This window comes from Bacillota bacterium, from assembly GCA_009711825.1.
Lineage (GTDB): Bacteria > Bacillota > Proteinivoracia > UBA4975 > VEMY01 > VEMY01.
The window spans coordinates 1-16130 of the sequence record VEMY01000050.1 but is presented as its reverse complement, the minus strand read 5'-3'; the positions used below and the strand labels follow the sequence as shown (position 1 = coordinate 16130).

Below are 16130 nucleotides of genomic sequence, written 5' to 3'. Positions count from 1 at the left end.
ATGACACCCCGGCCCATTGCCGAGGCGTCATTCCTATACATTAAATCCGAGCCCGCAGCCAGTCTAGAATCGCTCCGGAAGCTTGCTCCAGCGTGCCGTCGTCAGGAGCGGTACGTGGTTCCACCGAGACACAAACTGAATCAAACTGTTTCAAGGCCTTAATTTGCCCCTCCCAATCCAACTCCCCCTGGCCAATGACAGTGAACCCCTGGGCACCGGCGTCCTTGGCGTGCACAACTTTGATTAGATCACCGAGGGCGATATAACCATCAGGGAAAGGAGTTTCCGGATGGAAAAATCCATTAGCCGGATCCCAAATTGCAGCAAAGGATGGACTGTCAACAGCGTTTATCACCTGTGCAGCCTCACTGCCGGAAATGGCATAGGTCATTGCCTCGTTCTCCAAAAGCAAGATCTTGTCCCGCTTGGTGGCTAAATCTGCCGCAAACCGGAACGCGCTCACCAGTGTATCCCAGACATCCTCAGGCTCTTCTTCCCGCCAGAACCCGAAGCAGCGCACATAGGGAGCGTCCAGCCGCTCGGCCAATTCCAGACTATGGAGCAGCAGCCGTAAATGCTCGGCATACTCGCTGGGGTCTGTGGCAACTAAATCCGGATTGGCAGTGACCCGGGTCACCGCCTCTGGATCAAGTTCCGCCCGAAACAGCTGGGGGCAAATCGTCTTCACCTTAAAATCCGAATCAACCAATAGCTTTTCCAATGTAGCCAGTTGCTGCTCACTAAGCTCAGCGATATTCAGCTCCCAGACATCGCGGATATCGACATAATCTAAGCGATGTTTCCGGGCCCAATCCAGCGCGTACACAGGATCCTGGGAGACTTCATCGGTTACAACGCCTAAAAGAACAGACACTTAACTCACCTCGTTATTAATATCGTCAGGTAGCGGCCCATAAAGCAAGTCGGCCAGCTCACCGGCTTCGCCGCTGAGGTCGGCGGTGCCTGCGGGCCGGGTTGCCAGGATGTTGCGCAACTTATCGTGTCGCTGTTGATTCAAGGGATAACGGCGACAGAACCAAAGACCGGTCAACACCAAGAAGATGGGGAATACCGCCACCAAAAACCGGACCATGGTCAGAAAACCATCCGGTTGGGCAATTGTGTCATCATTGGCGATGTAACCAGACCAGTCAATCATCCAGCCAACAACAGCCAGAGCCAGGGCCGAAGAGATTTTACGCATGAAAGTCATGACCCCAGAATAAATACCCTGCCGCCGCTTGCCAGTAACCAACTCATCCACATCAATTACATCCGGGAACATCGCCCACGGGCTGAAGCCCGCACCGGCCGTCCCCATCCCCACCATGGCTGCCAATACCAAGACCACGGCGAATGGAGTCTCCGGCGTAAAGAACCAGAGCACCGGCAGTAGTATCATCCAAATCAGCGCGCCTGTTGTGTATGAGACATGCTTGCCCCGTGTGCGGGCTATCTTTACATACACGGGCAACGCCAGGGTCTGACACAAGAGCAAGAGACCAAGAACCATAGACACCTGCATGCCCTCGCCCCGCCCCAGAACATAGGTTAAGTAGTAGACCATAACCGCAGAGATAACATCAACGCCCAGAAAAGTGGGCAGGTAAACGCCGACCAAACGCCGGAAAGAACGATTGGACAGAGCCTGGGTGACATCCCCCAGCAGATTAAACCGGCTTTTGGAAACCTCTTTTGTGGTCTCAAAACTTACCAAGAACACGCCCAAGAATGGCAGGGCAAAAAGCAGGCCAAAAGTCATCGCCATTACCAGGTAACCATTGGCAGGACTAGCGAAGGCATCGACGATCAGCATTGGCACCGCTGCCGAAAGCAATGAAGCGATATTGGAAAATGCCAGTCGGAAACCGGTGAGCGAACTACGCTCGTCATAATCGGGAGTAAGCTCGGGAACCAAAGCATTGTACGGAATCATTACCATGGTAAGGGTAGTGTTAAACAATACATTCGCAGTTAAAAAGAACAGGAAAGTGCCAATCTGGGAACTAAAGGGCGGCACCATCCAGAGCAGTGTAAAACAGATAAAAATCGGTGCAATCCCGGCCAGAAAGTAAATCCGGCGCCGACCAAAGCGGCTGCGGGTGCGGTCACTGAGCCAACCCATCAACGGGTCGCTGACAGCATCCCAGCCCTTGCCCAGAAGCAGAACCATACCCGCAAGACCCGGATTCAACCCTGCAACCTCAGTCATGAAGAACAGATAAAAGAAGCCTATTAACATCAGGGAACCGCCGCCAAACATATCTCCCGAACCGTAAATCAGTTTGGTGAGCAGAGGCAGCCTATGCTTATTTTGCATCTCGGCCAAACAAATCCTCTCCCTTAATTTCAGATGTTTGCCCTGCGCCTGCAAGGGCCAGTTAAATTCCCACCGTAATCCTGACGCGACAGGTGAGTGTGTCTCCGACGCTAAACTCCCGGTCCACAACCCGGGCCAGTTTGGAATGCAGCCCCCGGGCTGTAGATGATTCTTCAAAGGTTTGCCATTCCCCGGGCTCAGAAACGTCCAGCACCTCTAAACGCAAATTGCCGTTGGGCCCAGAGCACGTAACCAACTTGTCGGAAACCTCGTGCCGCCAGCCCGAATCAACCAAAACCGAAATGGTTGGCAGTCCAGCCAATTGATAATGCCCAGGATTCAAACAGACTAGTGTTGTCTCAAGCAGCAGCCCATTGGCCTCTGGACGGTAAACTTGCCGCGCCTGAAAGCCGCCGTATTCCAGTTCCAGGGAGAAGCCGTCAGCTTCCTCCTGCAAGCTGCCCAGACCTGCCGGCACGGCTGTATCGCCATCAGCGCTGACAACATCCGGTAGGTCACCGGTGGACCACTCGCCTTCCCGCAGCGACTGCTCAAGTATCGGCAGCTGGCCCGGACGTCCCTGGACACCAAGATGAGCAAGTCCAGCCACCCCTGTCTTATGACAACCCGACCAGGGGTAAGACAGAGCATTGCCGCCAAAGAATACCGCATAGTAATCTTTCGTGCTGACGGCAGCGTATCGCGCCTCGGGGTAAAGGAGCTTCGCCTTACCCTCTAGCACCAGACTTTGCTCACCTTCCTCAGTCAACAGAGGCAAAGCCTGTGCCAACAAATAGGCGGTAAGCCCGTTGTAGGGAGTATGACAGTGATTCCAGCCCATCCGCTCCTCGGGGTAGCGGTTGAGAGCAGTGGCAATCTCTCCGCTCTCCTGTTGAAAGCCACGTATATAGTTGAGGATTAACGTCGCTGCACGCCGGAAACGTCCCGCCTGCTCTACCTGCTGTTTGGCCATAAACGCAAAGGTGTAAAATGCCGAGGCCAGATGATAGACATTGTTGGCGCCACGGCCGAGATACGATACCTCGCCGCCGGAAGTTGTCAGGGACAAACTGAAGTTTGCGCCCCGTTCAATGGTTGCCAGCACTTCCGGCAGGGGCAGATATTGATAGCCCCGAACAAGACAGGCCAAGGTATACAAATGATAGGTCAAATCGTGGGCGTCGGTGTGGCCGCCAAAGGAAAGCTCCGATGTATTATTGTCGTGAATCAAACCGTCGTCAGTTGCGTCGGCAAAGACTCGTTTCAGATATTGCTGGGGTTCGGCTCCGGTCAGTCCTGTGTAATACTGGCGGACTGCCCTCCAGTGATAGCGCAGGGCGTGGACATTGGTGGGGGAGTAGGCGTCATCATTAACCATCCCTGGGAAAAGCTTTCGCCAGCGCTCCAGCTGCTCCGGCTGGGCCCAATCCACCGCCAGTTCTTCCACTGCCTCGATAAAGGCCGGATTCTTAAAATCGCTGTGGTTGAGTCCGTCCATGATCATCGGCGTATAGACCGGATAAATGCGCTGGACAAAATCCAGGGCCATGGCCGCCGGCTCCCGGTACTGTTTCTCGCCCCGAGATGCAAGCCAGGCAAAAATCCAGGCCGAATAGGCATCGGCGTAAAAGGTGGCCGCCACCTGGGGTTCGTAGATAAATACCTCCATATTGGGCAAATCGTCCCAAATTCCTCCCCGGTCATAGGCCTCCAAGATCACCCGGCCTGTTTCTGCGCCGCCAGGGTAGCGGAAAGTAATGCCGCCGCCCCCCCGGGCGGGGTTGCGAATTCCCCGCCCCGGGAACACCCGGACAAAGCTGTCGGCCACCAGGGGACCATGCCATGCTTCCGATTCAATTGCCCGCAGCCAGATATCGGCGCCCTGGCGGCGCACTTCCAGGGGATAGGGGCCGGGGTCCCGGCGCAGAAACTGATAATCCACGCTGATTGTTTCCCCATCCGGCACATCCACCTCAATATCCCCGGTTATTACCTGGCAGCCATGGAGAAATCGGGCTAGCCCAGTGACCGTTTCCAGGACAAGCGCTTTTGTGTCGTTCATTTTCTGCTACCCGGCGAGGGTGTCGCTGACCTCCAAAGTCAGGGGGCCCACGTCCCGGGTGTTAATTGTCAATGCCAATTTGTGGCTGCCTGACGCCAGAGTCAGACCATCCACCACCAAAGTAATTGCGTCATTCCAATTCACATGCAGGGACTGCTCCTCGGTTATTTCAGCGGCATTTACTTCACTCTTGCTGGTAATCAGCTTTACCTTGGCGATTTCAACCTCTTCGCCATCGATGAGCAATTGATCGAGTCCGATTATTGTTGCCGGCGAGATTGAGTTCTTGACGATAAAGCTGACGCCGCCATCGGTGTTGGTCAACGAACCTTTCTTGTAGAGCTTTTTGAGCATGAAAGCAGGAATTTCCATCAGTACCCCTCCTGATAAATTATTTTTGCTTCCGGAAAGCCGGAAGTAACTGCCTGTCTATGCCTGGGAGTTGAATTGCCGCAGACTGCGCGGGAAATTCAAATGTAGATGCAAACCATTGTGCTCAATTGTGAACTCCCGGGAATCAAAGGGAACCTGGGCGTAGGGGTTGTCCCAACGAGGGTAATCCCGCAGCGAAACCTCAGCGCCGTTTACAGTTAACGGGCCGTGCCAGCCAAAGTGGATGCACCCTACTCCTGGGGCCTCGTACTCCACCTGCAGACCATCTACTGTCAATGGGGCGCGACTCACCCGGTGGACGAAATCAGTGAAATTGCCGTCCACCGCCCGGCGTCCCAAGTGAGTAATCCAAATATTCTCCCTCCCTGGGGCAATAACCTCCTGGTCGGCATCAATCCCCTGCTGCTGCCACTGATAGGGCAGGTGACTGTAGAAAGCAATATACCCCTCATCCTTGCGACCAAAAATCCAGCCGCCACCGCCCGCTGCCGGCACTTCCACCAGCTCATCAAAGGCCCAGCGAGGAAAATAGGCATGGGTGAAAGTATAGTGGCGTGCTTCCAACAGTCCTTTGCGGGCGGGGATTTTATGCACAGCCACCAGAACATTGCGGTACTGGGCAGTCCGGGGCAGACGCCCGTGGGAAGCCCAATAGCTGGGACGGTGCCGGTTGGCGTCACCCACTTCCAGGGAATCGGGATTGGTCACAAACACAACGGCATAAGGACCCAAGGTCGCCTGCCAAATATGCTGCTGATAACCCTTCTGCCCTTTGCGCCAGTCCTGAGCGTTGGAGAGCATGTAATCGGGGGTGCGAAAGGTAAGTTTGTTTACCTCGGACATCAACACCCCGTTGGGATCTGGATCGAACACCCGGCTGGCAAAACCCAGCAGCCCCAGCGTTCCCAGGACCCGGGCCAAGGCGCGAAATGGTCGGAAATCGCTATAATGCCAAAATTGCCAACGGCCGGCCAGCTCCATAGTCTTTTTTATCACTTTGGGATGGGTAAAGGCACCCATTGCCCACCAAATGCGGATATCTTCATCGCTGTCAAAGTGCAGATCCCAGTCGGCCGCTGCCTCCACCTCGATGGAATGCCGTTCCCGGTTCGTCATTTCGTCAGGCATGTCCTGACCGATTGCTTCCAACACAGCAGGCATTTGGTAACTGCTGGTTGCCATGGCGACACTTCCCATATTGCTATTGGTCTGAAACCTACCCATTCCCCAGAGCAGGGCCTGGAGGGTGACCATTGTATCACCGGCAGCGCTCTTGATATGTTCGTCATAGGCCCGGCCGTGGCTGGATCCATACTGGCCATAAAACGAGTCCACCGCCACATCAAACAGGATTAGGTCCACCAACATTGTCGCCTGGCGAGCCAGCTCCTGATCCTGGGCAAAGTCCGCCAGATTCAGCAGGGCAGCCAGGTCCTCCGGATAGTAGGGAATTGAATCCCATTCGGCAAAACCAGTGCGCACCCGCCAGTCAATCCATTTACAAATCCGCTCCCGGGCCTGGACCATCCGCTCCCGACCGGTGATGCCGTTGGCAAAAACCTGGTCGGGGAAAAGCTGGCCAGCAAGATACTCGCTGCTGTGGATGAGAATCTGGTGATTCTCGGTCCAGAGCTCCATTGCGCCCAAATTGGGATTGGGCTCATCCAACCAGTATTGGAAGCCCAAGAGCGAGCGGGCAATTGCCTCCCTCTGCTCCCCGGGCAAATTCTGGCCATAGCAGTAGAGCGCCCGGATTAAGCCGGCAACGATAAAATCGGCGCAGTCCCGGCGGGCGTCCACAAATTCCAGGGCAAAATCTAAGGTCTTCCCGGCAATGGCTGCCGCGCCCCGGGCCAGCTTGCAAATCTCAGCCCAGATGGCATAGAGATCGTCCGGAGTCGGGTGCTCAGTGGCCCAGTCCAGAAACAAGCGTTGGCGCTCTCCATAAGTTTCTGCCAGGGGAACCTTGTGAAAAGGCCTGTCCCCAGGCTGGGGCCGCCGGGGGGACTGTCCACCGGCGGACATTTAGTTCTCCTCCTGACCCAGGTAGCGGAGATTGCGGTCAAAATCCAGGTGTAATTCGAGACCGTTATGCCGGATTAAAAACTCGCGGGAATCAAAGGCGGCCTGGGTGTAGGGATTTTCCCAGCGGGGATAATCTCGTAGCGAAACTTCCTGACCGTCCACCATGAACGGTCCTTCCCAGCCAAATTCAACCTCGCCCACGCCTGGGGCTTTATAATTTACCTGTAAATCATCGACTGCCAGCGGTGCATTACTCACCGCGGCGACAAAGTCCTCAAAATCGCCATCCACCGCCCGGCGCCCCATTTGGGTAATCCAGACATTCTCCCGGCCCAAGGCGATGATTTCCTGATCGGCGTCTATACCTTCATCCTGCCAGCGATAGGGCAGGTGGCTGTAGAGGGCCACATAACCATCATCCTTGCAGCCAAACACCCAGCCGCTACCGTCGTCCACCGGCACTTCCACCACTTCATCAAAGGCCCAGCGGGGGAAGTAGGCATGGGTGAAGGCAAAATGCCTGGCCTCCAACAATCCCTGATAGCGACCGATTTTATGCACAGCTACCAGCACATTTTCATGTTGAGCAGTCCGGGGCAGGCGGCCGTGGGAACCCCAATAGCTGGGGCGATGCCCATCTGAACGCAGCGAATCGGGATTAGTGACAAAGACCCGTGCATAGGGACCAAGGGTCGCCTGCCAGATATGCTGTTGGTAGCCCTTTTCTCCCGGACGATAATCCTGGGCATTGCTGAGCATATAGTCCGGCGTGCGATAGCTGACTTTATTGACTTCAGACATCAATGTACCGTTGGGATCAGGATCCAGCAGCCTGCTGGCTAGCCCTAAAGCATTGATTCTGCCCAAAACCTTGCCCAAGACCTCAAAGTCTTTAAAATCCGGGTAATGCCATAGGTCCCATTCACCGGCCAGGGCAATCGTCTGATCAATGACCAAAGGATGGGTAAAGGCGCCCATACCCCACCAGATGTCGATATCCTCAGGGGAATCCATGCTCAAACCTCGCCTCTCGGCCTCCTCTTTGGTCACCGGAATCGAATGGCGCTCATAATTTATCATTTCCTCAGGCATGTCCAAAGCTACCGCCTCAATAACCGGCGGCAGGCGGTAATTCTCGCTCAGGGCCAGCGAAACGACTCCCATATTGCTGTTGGACTGAAAACGTCCCAAGCCCAAGAGCAATGCCTGAACTGAAACCATGGAATCGCCGGCAGCGCTTTGCACATGATGGCCGGAGGCCCGGCCGTGGGAGGTGGCAAACTGGCCATAAAAAGAGTCCACTGCCACATCAAACAATAACAAGTCCAATAACATTTCAGCATGTAAAGCCAGCTCTTCATCGCCGGCAAAGTCCACGATGTTTGCCAGCGAGGCAATATCTTCAGGGTAGTAAGGAATCGAATCCCACTCGGCAAAGCCGGTGCGCACCCGCCAGTCTATCCAGCGCATAATCTTCGGGCGGGCGTTTTCCATGCGCTCCACGCCGGACATGCCGTTATTGGTAAATGTCTCTTCGGGAAACAACTGGCCGGCCAAATACTCAGAAGTATAGATCAGAATCTGATGATTCTCAGTCCATAATTCCATGGCACCCTTATCGGGGTTGGGCTCATCCAACCAGTACTGGAAATCCAGGAGTGTATTACGAAGTGCCTGCTCTTGCTGGGCTGAAAGCACTTCCGGGTACATGTAGTAAAGACGGATCAGACCTGCCACCACAAAATCAGCACAATCATTGCGGGCATTGACAAAGTCCAGCAACCAGTCCATGGTCGCCTCCGGAAAATAATCCTGCCCCGCCTCTATCTTCATCAATTCAGCCCAGATTGAGTTCCGGGAATCCGGTGTCGGTTGCTGGGTAGCCCACTCTACATAGAGCTCACGCCGCTCTTCGAAGGTCTCGGCAAACGGGGTGCGATGAAACTCAGGATCATCAGCAGTGGGCCGGACCGGCTGGGGGTCCCCTTCCCGGGGGGGCGGCCACTCAGGTGCAACATACAGGCTGCGCTCCAGGTAAATGCCACCGCCCAACAGGGCCAGCACCACAACCAGGGCTATAATCCGACCCGGAGTTAAGCGCTTAATCATCGTAACCACCCACTTCCACAGGACGGCCCAATTCAGCGGACTCCAGCCCTGCAACAATCAGAGCAAGGGCAGCGATGCCCACTTCGCCTCCGGTTTCCGGGGGGACCCGGTCCCGGACACAGGCGACAAATTCAGCCATCTGTTGGCGAAGCGAATCGTCTCGCCCTAAGTCCAGTGATTCCACTTGGCCGCTGCTATCCCAGATTTTCACATGTCCCGGCCCTCGACTTTGGAACTCACCCTTTTCACCCCGCAAAGTGATGCTGAAACTCTCGGGGGTAGTGAGATAATCGCTTTCCAACACCCCTAGGGCGCCGGACGCAAATTTCAGGCCCAGACGTCCGCCGGCCGGCACTTTCCCTCCTGGAACGGGTGCCATCAGCTGACAGCTCACCGACTCAACCGGCCCCAGCAACCAGAGCAAATTATCTGCCTGATGCACAGCCAGTTGCATCAAGGGCCCACCGGGACATTTGGCGGGATCGTTGCGCCAGGTATCGGTGCTGATATCGGCCAGATTCTCGTAAGAAAATATCGCGGTCGCTGAATGCACCTGGCCAATTTTCCCGGCATCTATCAGTTCCTTAAGTTTGCGCACAGCCGGATAGCGCCGGGAATTATGGCCGACCATCAGAACTCGCTTGCGCTCCCGGGCAAGGTCAATCAGTTCCCGGCACTCCGCCAAAGAGTTAGCCAGCGGCTTCTCCACAAACACATCCTTGCCTGCCTGTAGCAAAGTCTTAACCACCTGATGATGGGTGTGGTTGGCGGTGGCCACCACTACAGCGTCAACCTCAGGATCGCCGGCAATTGCCGCCAAGTCTGCCACCGCCGGCACCTCAAACATCTCGGCAAAGTTTTCGGCACTCTGCAAACTGGAATCATACCCGCCCGTCAGTTCAACACCTTCAGTCTCCATCAGCGCTGCGCCCAAAAACATCGCCCAACGCCCCAAACCAACCATCGCTATTTTTACCGTCATTCGCCACCCCTCCTTATATATTCAACTCAGCGACCAATCAGGCTTTTGCGTGACCGGCCCTGTATTCCGAAAGATATACGTCGCTGTCCCTGACCACACAGCCGGTACGGCCACCGTCCCGCATAATCTGGGTGCACATGCTGCAAGCTGTGCACAAATTTCCGGGCTCCAGCTCTCCCGCTGCCAACTGCAGGGGGAAATCCGGACAGGCAAATGCCATTCGACCCAACCCCACTAGGCGGGAACGTCCACGGGCAAGCTCTGCTGCTGCCACCTGGGGGAAGTACTGCCTCAACCAGGAGTACCCGGTGCCAACAACAGCCACTTCCGGCACCTCACTCTGAATCTCTGCGGCAAAGCCAAGCAACCGCTCTACGCCGGTGAGGGGATGTTCTGCAGGAAGAGCGCCCCCGATCACCGGCTTGTCAAACGGACGTCCGATGTAGGGCAGCACATAGGGGTTTCCGGCAGTGACATTAATTATAGAAACGCCGCGCTCAGACAAATCAGCCGCCAGCCAACGGGCCTCAGAAAGCTCCGGTTGCTCCGGGCTCCCTTCCGTGACACCCCAACCGTAGGGCCAGGGGGCCGCATCCCAGACATTAAGCCGTGTCGCCAGAATAAAATCCTCGCCCACCGCCTGCCGGACAGCCGCCACTGTTTCACGCAAAAACCGGGTCCGACCTTCCAAACTGCCTCCGTAACCGCCCGGCCGCGTGTGGCCAGCCAACAGTTCTGATACCAGGTAGCGGTGGCAGGCCTTTATATCCACGCCATCAAAACCGGCCGCTTTTGCCAAAACTGCCGCCTGCACAAACTGCTGTTGCAGCTCCGTCAGCTCTTGGTCAGATATTGGCACATGCTCTCTGGTCACATTGGTGCGCTGGTCCAGCTGGGGATCTCTGAAGGCAAACACCGGCGCCCGCACTCCAACGGGCCGACTGTAGCGCCCGGAATGGGTCAGCTGCAAGAGCAAAATCGGATTGCCTGTCGCCTGAGAGCGGGTGGAAGCAACTAAATCGCTAAAACTATCCAGTGTGTGCGGATTAAGCCATAACTGACGCGGATTGCCCCGTCCGTTACGGGTGATGGCAGTTGCTTCAAACCAGATTAGACCAGCGCCGCCAGCGGCAAACCGTTGATACCGTCGATGAGTTAATTCTGACGGTCGGCCATCGGCTGTGCCATCACATCCTTCCATCGGCTGAATCACAAGCGGATTATCCAGTCGACGTTCGGCAACTGCCACTGGTTCAGTCAAGAGACTGATTTCCTCAGTGACGCTTAGATCCAGGCCTCGCTCCCGGCAATCTGCTGCCAGTTGGTCCGCCGACTTGTAGGGAAAGTGCTTGCTCATTATCTCAACTCCCTGGCATGCGAACAGCAAGCTTTAACGCTGCCTCATCGCCGCTGATAATAATATATTTCTGCCACTCCGGATCCCGGCGTTTCAACGGCCGGGTCCCGGCTGCATCCTCGAAACGCAGATGTGGTCCCCGGCTTTCGTCCCGGCACAGGGCAGCCGTCAACACCGCCCGGGCCACCAGCAGTAAATTATGGTTTTCGGCAATCAATACCGGGTCCCCGGCCACCATGCCCTTGGCAGTCAATTCCTCTAAGTCAGCCAGCCCCTGCTTGAGCCCGGCTTCGGTGCGTACGACCGCGCCGGCACGGTAAACCACCTGCTGAAGCCGCTCCCTGAACTCCTGCGGCTTGTATCCCCCGGCTGCCGCCAATTGATGCTGGGCATCCTTGATTGCAGCCGCACTTACAGATGTCTGCTTGTGTTCCCGTGCCCGTTCTGCCGCCGACCGGGCAGCGAGAAAGCCAAAGACCTGACTGTCTAAAAGTGCGTTGCCCCCAGGCCGGTTGGCGCCATGCTGGCCACCAGCGGTCTCGCCAACAGCATAGAGTCCGGGCACAATTGTCTGCCCCTGATTGTCAATTTTAATCCCGCCCTGGAAGTGCTGGCCGCAGAGGGCAATCTCCATCGCATCCCCTGCCTCCAAGTCAACTCCGTGTTCCCGCAGCCAGGCTATGGAATCGGGATTGATTTCCTGGAGCCGGGCCAGGGGCGTCTGGTCTCGGGCACTGCCCAAATCGACGACCATTTCATCCTGATAGCGCTTACGGTCACTTGCCGGCAGGGCCTCAAAGTCATACCCCGCGGGGTTGGCGCCAAAGTCCAGGAACACCCGGCGACCGGCCATTTGTTCCCGGTAAACAGCGATGTCAATCAACTTGGTATCATGCTCATTACTCACCGGCCAGCTGGCGCCTTTGCGGAAGAGAAGCGACAAGCGGTCGCCAACCGTCATTTCCCCAGTATATTCGGAAAGAAACTCACGCCCGCTATCGTCAACCAGCCGTGGCAGGGCCCGGAATAGACTGCCGGAACAGTTAAGCCGGGTCTTTACCGAGGCCACTCCCATTTGGATAAACTCCATATTTACCAACTCCGCACCTGCCCGCAGCGCCATGGCATAACCATCGCCGGTCATCCCGGGTGGAAACACATGCTGCTGATAAATAAGTCCGGCGCCACCGGTGGCGAGAATTACCGCGCCTGCACTGATTGGCACAACCCTTCCGCCCAGCAGGGCCAGGGCCCCATTGATTCCGGCCGTATCCGTGAGCAAGCGTGTAACCATACACTGCTCCAGCACTGGTATGTTAAGCGCGTGAAACCGACGCACCAGCGCTTCCTCGATATGCACTGCTGTGCGCGGTCCGGTGTAACAGGCCCGAGGATACTCGGAGCCGTCGGTCACAAACTGCCGGGGCACAGTGCCCTCCTTGACAAAGGGCACCCCCAGCGCGTCCAGGTACTGAAACGCATCACCGGAGTTTTTGGCGAGAATTGCCGCCAACTCAGGGTCGGACACACAGCCGCCGATTCGATATATATCTTCCGCATGGTAGCGCCAGGCATCTTCCCCCCCGGGCGGTGTATGGGGTAGAGTGGCATGAAACGCCATCCGGTCTGAACAGGCAACCGCGGTTACTCCGCTTTTTCCCAGCTGTCCCTTGGTGGCCAGGAGAACCTTTAACTCGGGATGCTCCTCAGCCAGGGCAATTGCTGCTCTGAGGGCACCGCCCCCTCCCCCGACTACAAGTACATCGCAGCTATATTCATTCATGCTCCCACCTCCAGAATCACTTTCAGGGCCTGTTTAGCAGCTACCGCCGCCAGGGCTTCGTTGGCCCGTTCCAATGGCAAACGAAGGGTGACCATTTGCGCGAAATGCTCCGGATTCCGCAGGGCCAGAGCCAACGCCTGCCGCACATGAGCAGTGTCGCTGACCCACACACCCTGAATTTTCACGCCCCTTCCCACCAAATGTCGGTACGGGTCTAGGTCCGCAGTCCCCACCGGTTGAGCATAGCCGGTGCAGAGATAGGTGCCACCCCGACGCAAAAGCTCAACTCCCTCAATAAACGCGCTCTGATGGCCGGTGGCCTCCACGACCAGGTCCGCTCCGCGCCCATCGGTCAGGGCCATAATCTCTTGCTGACGCTCACCAACAGAAGTCTCCCGGCGATTGAGCACACCGGTGGCACCAAAGCGTTTGCAAAGCTCCAGGCGCTCTGGAGAACCGCCAATGACAATTACTTGGCCGGCGCCCAGTACCCGGGCCATTGCCGCCGCCCAGATACCCAAGGGACCGGGGCCCTGGACCACCACAGTGTCTTCAGGCCCGACTGGCGCCAGCTCGTAACCATGGGCAACTGTAGCACCAGAGCACGCCGCCGAGACCAGCGCTGCCGGATCCACGCCCGGGGGAACGTAAAACAAATCGGTCCGTTCCCGCAGCAAAATATATTCAGAATAGCAACCATTCAATCCCGGCGGGTCGTTCAACCCCAAATTGATGCCGTAGACCTGACGCTGAGTACAAAGGGCCGGTTGTTTCAGGATCTGGCAATACCAGCAGCGTCCGCAACTCACACCCCGGTTCCAGAGAACAACGTCGCCCGTTTGCAGCCGCCGACCGCAGACGCTGACGGCTTCATCGCCAATTGCTTCGATGCGCCCCACTCCCTCGTGGCCCAAAATCAGGGGCAGGGGGGTGCGGGGATCCTCTCCTTGGTACATATGTAGGTCGGAGCCGCAAACCCCGGCAGCCAACATCCGTACCAGCAGCTGCCCCGGCTTCGGATGGGGGATTTCAAAATCGCGAAGCACTAAAGGTTTGTTAAACTCCTCCAGGACCATTGCCTTTGCTTTCACACTCTCACTCCCGTCTCAGTTGTAATCCGAACCGAATCCCTGACCACCAACTCCACAGGCAGTTTCTCCACATTGGGGGGCAGAGGCTTTTTTGCAACCTGCAGTTCAAACAGGCGCTGGGCCGCCCGGCGGCCCATCTCAAAAAAGGGTTGACTGATGGTGGTTAAGGGTGGGTCCATCAATGATGAGTGTTCCAGATTATCAAAGCCCAGGACGGAGATATCGTCCGGCACCCGTAATCCCCGCTCCCGAATCGCTTTCATTACGCCCAGAGCCTGGGGATCGCTGGTGGCGAAAACCGCTTCCGGCACCGAACCCCTGTCCAACAGCGCCAACATCCCTTTGTACGATTCCTGCCATGCGGATGTGGCCTGGACAATCATTGGCTCGGGCACAACCAAGTCGGCTTCTTTCAGTGCATCGACAAACCCCTGAAATCTTTGCTGAAACAAATCCAAATCCCGAGGCCCGCTTACTATTGCCAGCTTCCGAAACCCCTGGTCGGCAAGGAAGTTGCCCGCCAGCTGCCCACCCTGGTAATTGTCAGCGATAACAGCATCCACAGAGGCGCCCAGATGCCGGAGCAAAAGCACAACCGGACACCCGGCCTTACGCAATGCTTCAATATGTTCACCATTGCCCCGGGCGGTAGAAAGAATCAACCCATCCACCAAACGCCGGTGCAAATTATCCACTAATTCCCGCTCCAGCTCCGGGTCTTCCTCACTGTCACAAAGTATTACATTATATCCCCGCTCCCGAGCAACCTGGGATATCCCCTGCACTGCATCGGGAAACACCAAGTTCCGGATGCTGGGTATTATCAGACCGATGGTCTGGGAACGACCGAATTTTAAACCCTGAGCAATGACATTGGGTCGGTAGCCCAGCTCCTCCACCGCCTGGAGCACCCTGTCCCGGGTAGCCGGGTCCACAGGAATTTTACCGCTTAAAGCTCTCGAAACGGTACTGGCGGAAACACCAGCCCGCAAAGCAACATCTTTAATCGTAACCACAGCGTTCTCCCCTTCACAATCCTTTGCACAATCGTTTGCATAGAAATTACTTCCACATTTCTGCCCAAAATCCTGCCACCTGCTAAAAACATTTCCCGGACAGGGGCACAGGTCCCTTGTCCGGGACAGCCCTCGACTTTCTGCCGAAAATGGCTCACCCAACCTCCGTCCCCAATTGGGCAAAGTTACATTTCTATTTCACGATTGTCAGCAAAACCAGAGTTTGCTAAACTGTAAGGGTCTTAACTTGGAAAGGATGTTTTTTTGTCCGTCCAGTCTGTAATGGTGATAAGTAATTAAAAAGCTGCAACTGGTTTGACTAATGAGGGGCATTACACCCTTTATTTCGTCGTACCTTTGCAATCCATTACCGTACAGACTGCTTTAAATCTTACGCCGGTCCTTAATCTATGGGAAGCGTGGCTCTGTGCCGCGTTTTTGATATGTACCGGCATATTTTGTGTATTCTCAGCCCGCAGGAGCACTCTGCACTTTTTGTGCGGTAATGCCTGCGGGCTTTTTATCTTAAATTTTAGAAAGAGGGATTACCATGATCATTGAAACCAAAAACCTGACCAAAACCTACACCCGCTTTGAAAAGGAAGCCGGACTTGCCGGCAGCATCAAAAGCCTGTTTCACCGGGAAATAATTCCAATGACCGCCGCCCTGAGAAGTTCCAGCTTCTGCCCGATGATGATTGCCATCTTCCATGTATCCTGCTTTGAGTCACTTCCAGACCATGTCCAGCACTGTGCCATCGGCCACATACTTGTTGAGAATTTTCATCAGTTTCTTGTGCGGGATATTATCAAAGAAGCCCTTGATGTCACAGTCGTAGATGTGGTTGTAGCCTTGCTCTATATTCCACTGTCTGCTGCACTATCCGGTCTTCGATGTTCGGTATTCCCAGCGGTCTCATCTTCCCGTTCTTTTTGGGAATATATTTCCGACGCACTGGTGACGGTTTGTATTCCTTGTTCTTGAGCCTGGT

At 55.8% G+C, this 16130-nt stretch carries 11 protein-coding genes and 2 pseudogenes; 1 reads left to right on the top strand and 12 read right to left on the bottom strand.

Annotated features, from left to right (window positions below; genetic code table 11):
- Positions 1-40: 40 nt before the first annotated feature.
- Genes FH749_13415 through FH749_13365 form a run of 11 tightly spaced genes read right to left on the bottom strand, consistent with a single transcriptional unit; the run spans position 41 to position 15138 of the window.
- Positions 41-874, bottom strand: coding sequence for a sugar phosphate isomerase/epimerase (locus FH749_13415; GenBank protein MTI96449.1), 834 nt, complete (start codon positions 872-874; stop codon positions 41-43).
- Positions 875-2329, bottom strand: coding sequence for an MFS transporter (locus FH749_13410; protein MTI96448.1), 1455 nt, complete (start codon positions 2327-2329; stop codon positions 875-877).
- A 52-nt stretch (positions 2330-2381) separates the two neighbouring features.
- Entirely contained in the window at positions 2382-4382 is a 2001-nt protein-coding gene (locus FH749_13405) for a hypothetical protein (GenBank protein ID MTI96447.1), read from the bottom strand.
- Between the two features lie 6 nt (positions 4383-4388).
- Complete coding sequence (locus tag FH749_13400) at positions 4389-4754, bottom strand: hypothetical protein (GenBank protein ID MTI96446.1); 366 nt, start codon at positions 4752-4754, stop codon at positions 4389-4391.
- A 57-nt stretch (positions 4755-4811) separates the two neighbouring features.
- Positions 4812-6800: a hypothetical protein gene (locus FH749_13395; GenBank protein ID MTI96445.1), complete on the bottom strand. Its 1989-nt coding sequence runs from the start codon at positions 6798-6800 to the stop codon at positions 4812-4814.
- Entirely contained in the window at positions 6801-8909 is a 2109-nt protein-coding gene (locus FH749_13390; protein ID MTI96444.1) for a hypothetical protein, read from the bottom strand.
- Complete coding sequence (locus tag FH749_13385) at positions 8902-9891, bottom strand: Gfo/Idh/MocA family oxidoreductase (GenBank protein ID MTI96443.1); 990 nt, start codon at positions 9889-9891, stop codon at positions 8902-8904. Before FH749_13385 ends, FH749_13390 begins: the two co-directional genes overlap by 8 nt.
- Positions 9892-9928: 37 nt before the next feature.
- Entirely contained in the window at positions 9929-11248 is a 1320-nt protein-coding gene (locus FH749_13380) for a flavin oxidoreductase/NADH oxidase (GenBank protein MTI96442.1), read from the bottom strand.
- Positions 11249-11252: 4 nt separating this feature from the next.
- Entirely contained in the window at positions 11253-13031 is a 1779-nt protein-coding gene (locus FH749_13375; protein ID MTI96441.1) for an FAD-binding protein, read from the bottom strand.
- Positions 13028-14107: a zinc-binding dehydrogenase gene (locus FH749_13370; GenBank protein MTI96440.1), complete on the bottom strand. Its 1080-nt coding sequence runs from the start codon at positions 14105-14107 to the stop codon at positions 13028-13030. The genes FH749_13375 and FH749_13370 overlap by 4 nt, the downstream gene beginning before the upstream one ends.
- Positions 14108-14118: 11 nt before the next feature.
- Positions 14119-15138, bottom strand: a complete 1020-nt coding sequence (locus tag FH749_13365) for a LacI family transcriptional regulator (protein MTI96439.1) — start codon at positions 15136-15138, stop codon at positions 14119-14121.
- A gap of 550 nt (positions 15139-15688) precedes the next feature.
- On the opposite strand from FH749_13365, the pseudogene FH749_13360 reads away from it, so the two are divergent.
- Positions 15689-15790: pseudogene (locus tag FH749_13360) on the top strand (multidrug ABC transporter ATP-binding protein).
- Between the two features lie 9 nt (positions 15791-15799).
- Here the strand turns inward: FH749_13360 and FH749_13355 are convergent.
- Positions 15800-16130: pseudogene (locus FH749_13355) on the bottom strand (group II intron reverse transcriptase/maturase).

What these genes read in the sequence shown, in the direction of transcription:
- FH749_13385 (MTI96443.1), bottom strand. Translation starts at nt 9,891, where the DNA reads ATGACGGTAAAAATAGCGATGGTTGGTTTGGGGCGTTGGGCGATGTTT.
- FH749_13380 (MTI96442.1), bottom strand. Translation starts at nt 11,248, where the DNA reads ATGAGCAAGCACTTTCCCTACAAGTCGGCGGACCAACTGGCAGCAGAT.
- FH749_13395 (MTI96445.1), bottom strand. Translation starts at nt 6,800, where the DNA reads ATGTCCGCCGGTGGACAGTCCCCCCGGCGGCCCCAGCCTGGGGACAGG.
- FH749_13400 (MTI96446.1), bottom strand. Translation starts at nt 4,754, where the DNA reads ATGGAAATTCCTGCTTTCATGCTCAAAAAGCTCTACAAGAAAGGTTCG.
- FH749_13390 (MTI96444.1), bottom strand. Translation starts at nt 8,909, where the DNA reads ATGATTAAGCGCTTAACTCCGGGTCGGATTATAGCCCTGGTTGTGGTG.
- FH749_13375 (MTI96441.1), bottom strand. Translation starts at nt 13,031, where the DNA reads ATGAATGAATATAGCTGCGATGTACTTGTAGTCGGGGGAGGGGGCGGT.
- FH749_13370 (MTI96440.1), bottom strand. Translation starts at nt 14,107, where the DNA reads ATGGTCCTGGAGGAGTTTAACAAACCTTTAGTGCTTCGCGATTTTGAA.
- FH749_13405 (MTI96447.1), bottom strand. Translation starts at nt 4,382, where the DNA reads ATGAACGACACAAAAGCGCTTGTCCTGGAAACGGTCACTGGGCTAGCC.